This is a genomic window from Xanthomonas sp. LMG 12462, assembly GCF_009192885.1.
GTDB classification, from domain to species: domain Bacteria; phylum Pseudomonadota; class Gammaproteobacteria; order Xanthomonadales; family Xanthomonadaceae; genus Xanthomonas_A; species Xanthomonas_A sontii.
On sequence record NZ_NMPP01000032.1, the window covers coordinates 103,160 to 115,688 of the forward strand.

The following is a 12,529-nucleotide window of genomic DNA, read 5'->3' on the forward strand; positions in this document are numbered from 1 at the left end:
CAATGATGCCGCGACGGTCCAATCCAGGGGAGATCATGAAGCGACTTGTCGTGGCGTCAGTGCTGACGCTGCTGAGTTTTCAGGCGCCGGCGTTTGAGCGCGTGCATGCAAAGGTCAGCAAGTTATATTCGGAATCCAATCGATTCACCCTCGTCGTCGCCGATAGCGACATTCCGCAGCAATGCGGCGGTGTGTTCTATGAGGTCTACCGCGACGAAGCGACGCCCCACTTCAAGGAACTGTATTCGCTCGCCCTGGCTGCGTTCACCAGCAAGGCCAATGTCGAGATCGTGGTCAAGGGCTGCGCCGACGTCGATCGCGCCGTGATCGACCACATGGCGATCTACTGAGCCACTGCGCCCGACGTGTCCTGGGTGCGCGCCGCTGAACCGCAGCGCTTTTGCTTGAGCGGAACGTAGCGCGACGGTCACGGCTTGGCTAGGTGCGCTCATGCTCTTCGGGTCCCGGGTCCCGGGTCCCGGGTCCCGGGTCCCGGCGCTCAATCCCCAATCCCCAATCCCGAAAAAATCAGCCCCGCTCCCCCTGCGGCAACTGCACCGTCACGCACAGCCCGCCTTCGTCGCGGTTGTGCAGCGACAGGCGGCCGCCGTGGGCTTCGACGATCTCGCGGGTCAGGGCCAGGCCCAGGCCGGTGCCGTTGCGCTTGGTCGAGTAGAACGGCATCAACGCGTTGTGCAGCACCGCCTCGTTCATGCCGCTGCCGCGGTCCAGTACTTCCAGGCGCAGCCAGTCCGGGCGGGTGGACACGCGCACGCGCACGCCATCGGCCGGCGTCTGCCCCTCGGGCAGGGATTCGTGGGCGTTCTTGACCAGGTTGAGCAGGGCCTGCTGCAGTTGCGCCGGATCGACCCGGCTGTGCAGGTCCGGCGACTCCAGGTCCAGCGCGAACGGAATCTGCTGCTGCAGCCCGGCCAGGAACTGCGCCCAGTGCACCGTCTGCAGTTGCGGCTGCGGCAGCTTGGCGAAGCGCGCGTAGCCGCGGATGAAGCCTTCCAGGTGCCGCGCGCGTTCCTCGATGGTGCCGAACACCTCTTCCAGCCGCTCCACCTTCTGCCGCCGCACCAGCTCGGCGCCGGAGTGCGCCAGCGAGGCGATCGGCGCCAGCGAGTTGTTGAGCTCGTGGCTGATCACCCGGATCACCTTCTTCCAGGTGTGCACTTCCTGGCGGCGCAGTTCGGCGGTGAGCAGGCGGATCAACAGCAGTTCGTGCGGGCGGCCGTTGAGATGGAAGCGGCGCTGCGACAGGTGGTAGATCTGCTCCTCCTCCGGGTCCTCGTCGCTGCCTTCGATGGCGAACAGGCTGTCGCCACCGCGCGAGATCGCCTCGCGCAGCGGCGCCGGCACGCCGAGCAGCAGGTCATCCAGGCGCTGTCCTTCCAGCTTCCAGCCGCTGTGCAGCAGCTTGCGCGCGGCCAGGTTGGAGAACACCACGCGGCGCAGGCCGTCGCCGCCCTTGGAGGTGAGCAGCATCGCCACCGGGGTGTTCTGCACCATGGTGTCGAGCATCAGTTCGCGCTGCGCCAGGCCCTGGCGCTGCTCGCGCAGGATCTCGCCCAGTTGCGCGTGCGCGGCGACCATCTCGCCGAGTTCGTCGTCGCCGCGCCAGTGCACGCCGAAGTTGTATTCGCCGTCGCGGTAGCTGCTGACGGTGCCGGCCAGGGCGCGGAACAGCGAGCGCATCGGCGCGGTGGCGCGGCGCAGCGTCCACCACATCAACAGCAGCAGGGTCAGCGCCGAGGCCGTGACCACTTCCCAGCCGCGGTCCATCCAGTAGGCCAGCAGCCACGGCAGGGCGGCGGCCAGCGCCAGCACCGGCAGCAGGCGCAGGAACAGCATGACGGTGAAGGAGCGGCGCAGTTTCATTCGCGCGGGATGCCGTAGCGGTCCATGCGCCGGTACAGCGCCTGCCGGCTCATGCCCAGTTCGGCGGCGGCCTGGGCGATGACGCCGTGCGCACGGCTCAGCTCGGCCACGATGCGCTCGCGGTCGGGTTCGGCAGCGGCGGCCGTGCGCGGCGCGGCGGGCTTGGGCAGGTTGAGGTCGGCGGCCTCGATCTGCGCGCCGCCGGCCAGCAGTTCGGCGCGCTGCACCACGTTGCGCAGTTCGCGCACGTTGCCGGGCCAGGCGTGGCGCTGCAGCGCCTGGCAGGCGCCGGCCGACAGCGGCTTGTCGCCGGAGAGGAAGTGTTCGGCCAGCGGCACGATGTCGCCGGGGCGCTCGGCCAGCGCCGGCAGCGACAGTTCCACCGCGTTGAGCCGGTAGTACAGGTCCTCGCGGAAGCTGCCGTCGCGGATCATCGCGGTCAGGTCGGCATTGGTGGCGCTGATCACCCGCACCTTGACCTGCCGCTCGCGGTTGGAGCCCAGCCGCTCGAACCGGCCGGTCTCCAGCACCCGCAGCAGCTTCATCTGCCCGGCCAGCGACAGGTTGCCGATCTCGTCCAGGAACAGCGTGCCGCCGTCGGCGGCCTCGAACTTGCCCTCGCGCACCTTGTTGGCGCCGGTGTAGGCGCCGGCCTCGGCGCCGAACAGCTCGGCCTCGATCAGTTCGGCCGGGATCGCGCCGCAGTTCAGTGCCACAAACGGGCCGCGCCGCACCGAGGAGTTGGCCTGGATGATCTGCGCGATCTTCTCCTTGCCGCTGCCGTTGGGGCCGGTGATCAGCACCGGCAGTTCCGAACGCGCGACCTGGCAGGCCAGGGCGATCGCGCGCTCGCTGGCAGGGTCGGCGAACACTGCGCCGCACAGGTCGTAGCGCTGCGCCAGCTGCTGGCGATGGCGGCGCTCGCCGTCGCGGCGGCGTTCCAGTTCGCGTCGTGTCTCCGACAGCTCCAGCAGGTTGTTGACGGTGGTCAGCAGCTTGCGGTCGTCCCAGGGCTTGGCCAGGTAGTCGGCGGCGCCGGCCTTGACCAGCTCCACCGCACTGCTGAGCTGGGTCCAGGCGGTCAGCAGGATCACCGGCAGGTCCGGATGGCGCGTGCGGATCGCCTCGAACAGGGCCACGCCTTCCTCGCCGGAGGTGGTGTCGGCGGTGAAGTTCATGTCCTGCAGGACCAGGTCGATGTCGCCCTCGCCCAGGCGCTGCAGGCCCGCCTGCGGGCTGTCGGCATGGACGGTGTCGATGTCGTGCAGGGAGAACAGCACTTCCAGCGCGGTGGCGACCGCAGGGTTGTCGTCGATGATCAGCAGGCAGGGCATCGTGCACCTTGGGCGCGGCGGGACACGCAGGCGGAGAAAAACGGACCAGTCGGCATCATCGCAGTCTGCGTGGAGATTGTCGTGCCTGCGTGCATCGGCGCCTCAGACACTGCGGGTGGCCACCGCCGGCGGCACCGCCGCGGCGCGACGCGCGGGCGCCAGGATCGCCAGCTGGCCGAGCAGCAGGAGCGCCGCAGCGACGGTCGGCAGGTAGCCCAGCGGCAGGCGTGGCAGGTCGTAGCGCTGCAACAGCGCTTGATTGAGCAGCAACGCCAGCACCATGCCCACGGCGCTGCCGGCGCTCACGATCAGCAGGTTTTCGGTCTGGAAATGGCGCAGGATGTCGCGACGGGTCGCGCCGATGGCGCGGCGGATGCCGATCTGGCGCGTGCGTTGCTGCACCCAGAAACTGGCCAGCCCGCCGATGCCCAGGGCGGTCACGAACAACAGGCCCGTGGTCGCCGCGAGCAGCAACCCGATCATGGTGGCATCGCGCTGGAAATAGCGCTGCCGCAGCTGGGCGTAGCTGCGGCGCCCTTCGGCCGGAATCAGCCGCAGCGGTCCTGCCTGTGCCAGCGCGCCGGCCGCCGCGGCCAGGATCCGTTCGCGGTCCTGCGGCGCGCTGCGCAACAGGTACTGCACCTGGTTGCCCGCGGGCAACTGCGGCGATAGCGCGGCCAGATGGTCGACCGCTGCGCCGCGCAGCGTCGTGCGCAGCAGATCGTCGACGACGCCGACGACGACGGCGCCCTGGACTCCGCCATACAGCGTTTTGCCGACCGCAGGTTGACCTGGCCACAGTTGCCGCGCCAGCGCGCGGGTGACGATCACGGCGCTCGGTGTGGCGGTGGAATATTCGTCGGCACGGAAGTCGCGGCCGGCGATCAGGTGGGCGCCCATGGCCTGCACGAAACCGGGCGAGCCGCTGTAGTACGTGGCCTGGATGCACCCTGTATCGTCCATCGACTGCCGCGCCATCGCGCGGTCCAGCGTCTGTCGGTCGGGGCAACCGCCATAGTCGTTGGCGCCGCCGGACAGTGGCAGGCTGAAGCCGATCGCGGCGGCCGCGGTGACACCGGGAATGCTGCGCAACGCCCGCAGATCGGATTGTTGCTGGGCCAGCGCATTGCCATCGCTCTGGACGCCGCGCACCGAGATCAGCGTCAATTCTTCCTCGGGCAAGCCGCTGGAGACCCGCAGACGTTCGATGCGCCCACCGATCAGGAACACGGCGTTGGCCACGAAGGCGCAGGTCAGTGCGACCTGCAGGGCCAGTAGCGCGGCGGTCAGGCGGTGATGCTGCAGGCTGGAGAGGATGGGGCGGATCGGCAGATTCATGTCAGGTCCTTGATCTGCAGGGCGGGGTTGATCCGGCTGGCCCGCCAGGCGGGCAGCAGGCCCGCCAGCAGGGCGGCGATCACCGCCAGTGCCACGGTGGCGAGCAGCATCTGCAGGTCCATCCGCGCCAGCCTGGCGTAGTCGTCCGGGCGCTGGCGCACGCTCCACAGACCCAGTTCGGCGATCGCGATGCCAACGGCGCCACCGAGCAATCCGATCAGCGCGGCCTCGCTGCCGAACTGCAGGAACACGTGGCCGCGGCGGGCACCGAGCGCGCGTCGCACGCCGATCTCGCCACCGCGACGCAGGAATTTCGCCAGCAGCAAGGCGATCACGTTGACCAGGCAGATCCACAGGAAGCCCAGCGCCAGCAGCGTCTGCAGGCGCACATCGTCGGGCACCATCCGCAAATGGTGCAGCCAGTCCATCAACGCATACAGGCGCGCTCGCTCCGGCGGCAGCTGGAAGCGGCCGCTGGCGTGCTGTGTCGCGGCGTAGTCGTAGAGCAGGCGCTGGTAGGCGGCGACCTGTTGCGGCGTGTCCAGGCGCACCCAGAACTGCAGCCAGCTGGTCGACGGATCCTTGCGTCGCGCCGCGTCGTCGCCGTTGAAGCTGTTCCAACTGCTGATGTTGCTGTTGACGTCCAGCGCCAGTTCCATCGCGGTCGACAGCGGCAGGAAGAAATCGTCGCGCTGGCCGAAACTGCCCTTGCTGCCCGGGTCGGCGTAGAACAGCGGTTGCGGATCCCAATCGCCGGTCACGCCGATCACCTCGAAGCCGATGCGCTTTTCCCCGAGCGCCACCCGCTGGCCGACCGGATCGCGCGCGCCGAACAGGGTGTCGGCCAGGGTGCGGCTCAGCACGATGACGCGGGCGTGGCTCCGGTCGTCCGCCACGCTCCAGCCGTGGCCGCGCTGCAAGGGGATGCCGAACACGGCGAAGAATCCGGCGCTGGTGTAGCGGCCGCTCAGATCGAGCGGCGCTTGCGTCGCCCGCGGCGGCCACAGCAAGATCTGCCCGCCGGCCATCGCCGCCTGCGGCGTCGTGGGTGCGGCGCGCAGCAGCGCCATGGCGTCGGGCCAGGTGAGGTTGTCGGCCGGATCGCCCCACTCCTGGCTGTCCGGGTAGCTTCTTGGCAATGGATCCAGATGCGGGGTGTAGAGCGCAGCGCTCCTGTCCGGCAGCGGGTCGCGCGACATCACGTGCAGCACCGTCAGCATGGTCATGCTCGCGCCGATGCCCAGGCCGATCGCCAGCACCATCAGCGCGGTGGCGATCGGCGTGCGTCGCAGGCTGCGCCAGGCCAGCAAAAGATAATGGTTCAGCATCCTGGCTCTCCTCGTTTGGACGGTGGCCGCGTTCGCTTAGACACTGCGGGTGGCCACCGCCGGCGGCACCGCCGCGGCGCGGCGTGCGGGCGGCAGCACCGCGAGCTGGCCGAGCAGCCACAGCACCACCGCGCCGACCGGCAGGTACCACAGCGGCAGCCGCGGCAGTTCGTAGGCGCTCATCAGGTACAGGTTGGCGGCGTAGGCCAGCAGCATGCCGAGGACGATGCCGGTACTGGCGAGCAGGAAATTCTCCAGCTGGAAATGCCGCAGGATCTGCGTGCAGGTAGCGCCGAGCGCGCGGCGGATGCCGATCTGCTTGGTGCGCTGCTGCACCCAGAAACTGGTCAGGCCGACGATGCCCAGGGCGGTGACCAACAGCAGCAGGACGCAGACGCCGACCAGGAGCCAGGCCATCGCCTGGTCGTCGCGGTAGTAGTCCGCGCGTGCTTGTTGCAGGGTCTTGCCGCCGTTCACCATCCGCCGTGGACCGTGTTGCGACAGCGTCGCCTTGGCTTGCCGCAACACTGCCTCGCGCTGCGCCGGATCGCGCACGCGCAGCAGGTAGGTGCCGCGATCGTAGGGAACGTTCACCGGGAACAGCATCGTGTCCTCGTAGTGGCCGACGTTCCCTCCTTCGCGGGGTTGCACCAGGCGTTGCACCACGCCGACGACGCGGTGTTCGCCGTAGACGTAGATGGTGCGGCCCACCGCGTTCTGGCCGGGGAACAGGCGTTGCGCCAGCGACTGGCTGAGGATGACCGAGGGCGGGATGCGCTTGGCCACCGGATCGCGCAGTTGCGCGTCGTCGATGAACTCGTCGTCCGCGAAGCGGCGCCCTGCGACCAGATGCAGCCCCAGGGTATCGAGCAGCCGCGCGTCGCCGAAGTACTGCACCGCGTGCAAGGTGCTGCGTTCCTGGTCCGGGCGCAGCGACACGCCGCTGTAGCCGAGCGAATCGCCGAACAGCGGCTGGTTGATGATGCTGGCCTCGCGCACACCCGGAATGCGGCGCAGCGCGTCCAGGTCGGCGCGGGTCTGCGCTGCGCCGTTGCCGTCGCTGACCACGCTGCGGCTGCGCAATTGCACCAGTTCCTGCTCGGCGGCACCGCTGGGCCGCTGCATGCGCTCGAGCCGCTGATCGATCAGGAACAGCGCGTTGCAGACGACGGCGCAACTGAAGGCGATCTCCAGCACGATCAGGCCGGCGGCGACGCGGTGCTTGCGCAGACTGGAGAGGATGGGATGGAGGGACACGGTGGGAGTTCCTGGCGGAGAGGGCGCGCGCGGCGCGTCATTGCGACTTGAGTTGCAGGGCGGTGGACACGCGCATCGCCTGCCAGGCCGGCAGCAGGCCGGCGAGCAACGCGCTGCCCAGGCTCATCGCCAGGGCGAGCAGCAACATGCGGCTGTCCAGGTGCGCCAGCGCGGCGTAGTCGGCCGGCTGCTGCCGCACCAGCCAGGTGCCGATCCAGGCCAGCAGCAGGCCGCCGGCACCGCCGGCCAGGCCGATCGCCGCCGCTTCGATCAGATGCTGGGCGAAGATCGTCCGCCGCGAGGCGCCGAGCGCGCGGCGCACGCCGATCTCGCCGCTGTGGCGCAGGAATTTGGCCAGCATCAGCCCGGCGGTGTTGAGCAGGCAGATGCCCAGGAACGCCAGTGCCAGCCCCACCTGCAGACGCACGTCGGAGGGCACGGCGTGGTTGCGGTCCAGCCAGGTCATCACGTCGCTGAGGCGGATGTCCGGCGGATGGCGGAAGCGTCCCGCGTCGCGCTGCTGCCGCGCATAGGCCTGCAGCGCATCCAGATAGGCGATGCGCTTGGCGGGGGTGTCCAGTTCCACCCAGTACTGGATCCAGGCGCAGGGTGCGTTCGCGCTGGTCCTGTTGCCGGCATGGTCGCCCCAGCAGGACATCGAGCCGCTGACGTCCAGGTCCAGGTCGCGCGCGGTGGAGAACGGCACGAATACCTCTTCGCTATCGCCATACTCGGTATTGGTCAGGTCGTAGAAGCGCGGGTTCATGTCCCAGGCGTCGATCACCCCGACCACCCGCAGCACGGCACCGCCGAGCTGGAGCTGGCGGCCGACACTGTTGGCGTCGCCGAACAGTTGGGTATTGAGCCGCCGCGAAATCACCGCCACACGTGCGCGCCGGGCATCGTCGTCCGCGGTCCAGGCGTGGCCGTAGCGCATCGGCACGGCGAACATCGGGAAGAAGTCGGCGCTGGTGTAGCGCGCTTCGGCGCCGAACGGGGTCAGCTGCGGCTGGGCCGGCACGACGGTCACGCTGCCCGCCGACATCATCGCCTGGCGGTCGCCGCGCCGGTCGCGCAGCAGCGCCTCGGCATCGCGGCGGGTCAGTTGCTGCGGGTCGGTGTCGTTCGGATCGTAACGGTCGTCCGGTTCGACGTTGAGTTCGACGTTGAACAGCTGCCCGCTCTTGCCGGGAATGGGATCGGCCGCCAGCACGTGGAACACGGTCAGCGTGGTCATCGATGCGCCAATGCCGACCGCGATCGCCAGCACCATCAGGGCGGTCAGCAGGCGGTTGCGACCGAAGCTGTGCAGCGCCAGTTTGCAGTAGTAGCCGAACATCGTGGCGTCCTGGAGAAGGGGGCGGTGGCGGGCGATGGAAGGACGGGATCAGAGGCTGCGGGTGGCCACGGCCGGCGGCACCGCCGCCGCGCGCCGCGCCGGCGCGAGCACCGCGCACTGGCCGAGCAGCCACAGCGTCGCCGCGCCGAGCGGCAGGTAGGACAGCGGCAGCCGCGGCAGTTCGTACCGGCCCATCAGCCACTGGTTGATCGCGTACGCCAGCAGCATGCCCAGCGCGATGCCGGCGCTGGTCAGCAGGAAATTCTCGGCCTGGAAGTCGCGCAGGATCTGGCTGCGGGTGGCGCCGAGGGCACGGCGGATGCCGATCTGCCGGGTGCGCTGCTGCACCCAGAAACTGGCCAGGCCGACGATGCCCAGCGCGGTGACCACCAGCAACAACACGCACACCGCGCCGAGCAGCCACACCATGATGCGGTCGCCCTGGAAATAGGCGTCGCGGATCTCGCTGTAGGTCTGCTGATCGAGCACCAGCCGGCTGCTGTCCACCTGCATCAGCGCCGCGGTCGCCGCGGCGAGCACGGCCTGGCGTTGCGCCGGGTCGCGCACGCGCAGCACGTACAGCCCGTCGGTGTAGGGCATGCGCAGCGGAATCAGCAATGCGTAGGGCGCCTGCGCCGGGCCGACCAGGTCCGGGTTGGGGCGGGCCAGGGCGTCGACGATGCCGACCACCTGCGCCGGCACGGTGCCGCGGTAGACGGTCCTGCCCAGCGCGTTCTGTCCGGGGAACATCTTCTCCGCCGCCGCCCGGTTGAGGATGACCGCGCCGCCGGCGTTGCGCAGGCGCTCGTCGTTGCGCAGGGCGTCCAGGTCCAGGTATTCGTCGGCGCGGAAATCGCGCCCGGCGATCAGGCGCAGGCCCAGCGTGCGCAGCGTGGCGTCCTCGGCCTTGTACTGCGCGGCATTGAGCGTGGGCCATTCCTGGTCGGGGGTCAGATTCAGGCCGACGTTCCAGGCGGCGTCCCCGAACGGCATCTGGTTGACGACGGTGGCGTTGCGCACGCCGGGCAGCGCGCGCAACGCAGCCAGGTCTTCGCGGGTGCGTGCCGCCGCGTCGACCTGCCGGCCGATGCCGCCGAGGGCGATCGTCACCAGTTCCGCTTCGGCGACGCCGCTGGCGCTGCGCAGGGTCGCGATGCGGTTGCCGATCAGGAACAGCGCGTTGCAGACGATCGCGCAGGCCAGCGCGATCTCCAGCACGATCAGCGTCGCCGCGGTGCGGTGCCGGGACAGCGTCGAGAGCATCGGACCCAGTGCCATGGCGGCGACGTTCAACGGCCGCGCCGCACCGGCGCCGCCAGGCCGATCGGGCACGGCTGCGGCCACGCAGGCGCGTGGCGCAGGAGACCGGAGGACGGCAGTGGGCGATGGTTGCGGGGCATGGCGCGCTCGATGAAAAAAGGCCGGCCGGAGCCGGCCAAGGGGATGGATCAGGTGCTGCGGGTGGCCACGGCCGGCGGCACGTCGGCGGCGCGGCGCGCCGGCGCGAACACCGCCAGCTGGCCGAGCAGCCACAGCGCCACCGCGCCGATCGGCAGGTAGGACAGCGGCAGCCGCGGCAATTCGTACTTGCCCATCAGCCACTGGTTGATGGCGTAGGCCAGCAGCATGCCGAGCACGATGCCGGTGCTGGCCAGCAGGAAGTTCTCGGTCTGGAAGTAGCGCAGGATCTGCCCGCGGGTGGCGCCGAGCGCGCGGCGGATGCCGATCTGCTTGGTGCGCTGCTGCACCCAGAAGCTGGCCAGGCCGACGATGCCCAGCGCGGTGACCACCAGCAGCGCCACGCACACCGCGCCGAGCAGCCACACCATCGCGCGGTCGCCCTGGAAGTAGGCGTCGCGGATCTCGCTGTAGGTCTGCTGCTTGAGCACCAGCCGGCTGCTGTCGACCTTCATCAAGGCCGCGGTCGCCGCGTTCAGCACTTCCTGGCGCCGCGCCGGGTCGGTGACGCGCAGCACGTACAGGCCGTCGGTGTAGCTCAGGCGAAACGGCAGCAGCATCGCGTAGTCGATCTCGGCCAGGCCGCTGGCGGCGGTGGGCCGCGCCAGGGTCTCGACGATGCCGACCACGCGGGCGCCCACCGGCCCGGTGTACACGGTCTTGCCCAGCGCGTTCTGCCCCGGGAACATCTTTTCCGCGGTGGCGCGGTTGAGGATGATCGCGGTGCCTTTCTCCTGGATCCGCTTGTCGGTCTGCGCCGCTTCCAGATCCATGTACTCGTCGGGCGCGAAATCGCGACCGGCCACCAGCTTCAGGCCCAGGGTCTTCAGCGTGCCCTCCTCGGCCATGTACTGCGCCGCGTTCAGCGTGGGCCGTTCCTGGTCCGGGGTCAGCGACAGGCTGGTGTTCCAGGAGTAGTGCACGAACGGCACCTGGTTGAGCAGCGTGGCGTTGCGCACGCCGGGCACCGCGCGCAACGCGGCCAGGTCCTCGCGGGTGCGCGCAGCGGCGTTGACCTGCTGGCCGATGCCGCCCAGCGAGATCGTCACCAGTTCCGACTCGGCGATGCCGCTGGGCCGGTGCAGGGTCTCGATGCGGTTGCCGATCAGGAACAGCGCGTTGCAGACGATCGCGCAGGCCAGGGCGATCTCCAGCACGATCAGCGCGGCGGCGGTCTTGTGCCGGCGCAGGGTGGACAGGATGGGGCGGATATCCATGGCGATGACCTTGTGAGAATGCGTGGAAGGCGCAGGGCGCGCAGGATCAGGACTTGAGCTGCAGGGCGGGGGCCACCTGGATGGCGCGCCACGACGGCAGCAGGCCGGCGAGCAGGCTGGCGCCCACCGCCATGGCGAAGGTCAGCGCCAGCATGCTGGGATCCAGATGCGCCAGCTTGGCGTAGCTGGCCGGCTGCTGGCGCACGGCCCACAGCCCGAGCGTGGCCAGTCCCAGGCCGGCCACGCCGCCGGCCAGGCCGATGGCGCCGGCCTCCACCAGGCATTGCGCGAAGATCGCCCCGCGCGAGGCGCCGAGCGCGCGACGCACGCCGATCTCGCCGCTGCGGCGCAGGAACTTGGCCAGCAGCAGGCCGACGGTGTTGAGCAGGCACACCAGCAGGAAGCCCATCGCCAGCCACAGCTGCAGGCGCACGTCGCCGGGTACCACTTCGTTGTGGTCCAGCCACTGCATGACGTTGCGCAGGCGCACGTTGTTGGGGCGCTGGAAGCGGCCGGCGGCGCGTTGCTGGGCCGAATAGTTCTCCAGGTAGGCCTTGTAGTCGGTGGCCTGCGCCGGGCTTTCCAGTTCCACCCAGTACTGCACCCAGGTGCAGGGCGCATTGAGCGCGGTCTGGTCGCCGTTGCTGTCGCCGAAGCAGTTCATGCTGCCGTTGCGGTCCATCTTCAGGTCCATCGCCACCGAGAATGGCAGGTAGGCCTGTTCGTCCGATCCATAGGTGTTGGTGAGGTCGTAGAAGCGCGGCTTGGCCTCCCAGGCGTCGAGCACACCGACGATGCGGAAGGTGTTCTGGTCCATGCGCAGTTCGCGGCCGACGCTGTCGGCGCCGTCGAACAGCTTCTCGTTGAGCTTCCGACTGATGACCACCACGCGGTCGTGGCGCTCGTCTTCGGTGCCGGTCCAGCTGTGGCCATACAGGAACGGCGTGTCGAACATCGGGAAGAAGTCCGCGGAGGTGAAGCGCACTTCCGACTTGAACGGTTTCAGGCCGCTCTTGGTCGGTTCGATCGCCACGCTGCCACCGGTCATCAGCGCCTGGCGCTTGGCGCGCTTCTCGCGCAGCAGGGCCTCGGCATCGAACCGGGTGTTCTGCGAATCCGGTTCCTCGCCCGGCTGGTAACCGGCCTTGGGTTGCGGATCGACCTGCACGTAGAACAGGCGGTCGCTCTTCTGCGGGATCGGGTCGCCGGAGAGCACGTAGAACACGGTCAGCGTGGTCATGCTGGCGCCGATCCCCAGGGCGATGGCCAGCACCATCAGTGCGGTGAGGACGGTGTTGCGGCGGAAGCTGCGCAAGGCGAGGCGGACGTAGTAGCCGAACATGGGAACTCCGGGGTCAGGCGCTGCGGGTGGCG

Annotated in this window: 9 protein-coding genes and 2 pseudogenes; 1 reads left to right on the top strand and 10 read right to left on the bottom strand. The window is 69.5% G+C overall.

Going from position 1 to position 12,529, the window contains the following annotated elements; all coding sequences use genetic code 11:
- Nucleotides 1–35: 35 nt before the first annotated feature.
- Nucleotides 36–350, top strand: a complete 315-nt coding sequence (locus tag CEK69_RS09640) for a hypothetical protein (protein WP_153752204.1) — start codon at nucleotides 36–38, stop codon at nucleotides 348–350.
- A gap of 178 nt (nucleotides 351–528) precedes the next feature.
- On the opposite strand, the gene CEK69_RS09645 is transcribed toward CEK69_RS09640, so the two are convergent.
- The 10 genes and pseudogenes from CEK69_RS09645 to CEK69_RS09685 form a co-directional block, all read right to left on the bottom strand.
- Nucleotides 529–1,884: a HAMP domain-containing sensor histidine kinase gene (locus CEK69_RS09645; protein WP_017910302.1), complete on the bottom strand. Its 1,356-nt coding sequence runs from the start codon at nucleotides 1,882–1,884 to the stop codon at nucleotides 529–531.
- A 66-nt stretch (nucleotides 1,885–1,950) separates the two neighbouring features.
- Nucleotides 1,951–2,169, bottom strand: a pseudogene (locus CEK69_RS21450) (hypothetical protein); the annotation flags it as partial.
- A gap of 134 nt (nucleotides 2,170–2,303) precedes the next feature.
- Nucleotides 2,304–3,218: pseudogene (locus CEK69_RS09650) on the bottom strand (sigma 54-interacting transcriptional regulator); the annotation flags it as partial.
- A gap of 102 nt (nucleotides 3,219–3,320) precedes the next feature.
- Entirely contained in the window at nucleotides 3,321–4,556 is a 1,236-nt protein-coding gene (locus CEK69_RS09655; protein ID WP_152245253.1) for an FtsX-like permease family protein, read from the bottom strand.
- Complete coding sequence (locus CEK69_RS09660; protein ID WP_152245255.1) at nucleotides 4,553–5,884, bottom strand: ABC transporter permease; 1,332 nt, start codon at nucleotides 5,882–5,884, stop codon at nucleotides 4,553–4,555. Before CEK69_RS09660 ends, CEK69_RS09655 begins: the two co-directional genes overlap by 4 nt.
- Nucleotides 5,885–5,920: 36 nt before the next feature.
- A complete protein-coding gene (locus CEK69_RS09665; RefSeq protein ID WP_152245257.1) occupies nucleotides 5,921–7,141 on the bottom strand; it encodes an FtsX-like permease family protein in 1,221 nt (406 codons plus the stop codon).
- A gap of 37 nt (nucleotides 7,142–7,178) precedes the next feature.
- Nucleotides 7,179–8,480, bottom strand: coding sequence for an ABC transporter permease (locus CEK69_RS09670; protein WP_152245259.1), 1,302 nt, complete (start codon nucleotides 8,478–8,480; stop codon nucleotides 7,179–7,181).
- A 48-nt stretch (nucleotides 8,481–8,528) separates the two neighbouring features.
- Nucleotides 8,529–9,758, bottom strand: coding sequence for an FtsX-like permease family protein (locus CEK69_RS09675; RefSeq protein WP_152245267.1), 1,230 nt, complete (start codon nucleotides 9,756–9,758; stop codon nucleotides 8,529–8,531).
- Nucleotides 9,759–9,928: 170 nt separating this feature from the next.
- Nucleotides 9,929–11,155 carry an FtsX-like permease family protein gene (locus CEK69_RS09680; protein ID WP_152236491.1) on the bottom strand — a complete coding sequence of 409 codons (1,227 nt, stop codon included), beginning with the start codon at nucleotides 11,153–11,155 and terminating at the stop codon, nucleotides 9,929–9,931.
- A 46-nt stretch (nucleotides 11,156–11,201) separates the two neighbouring features.
- Entirely contained in the window at nucleotides 11,202–12,497 is a 1,296-nt protein-coding gene (locus CEK69_RS09685; RefSeq protein WP_152245261.1) for an ABC transporter permease, read from the bottom strand.
- Between the last annotated feature and the right edge of the window lie 32 nt (nucleotides 12,498–12,529).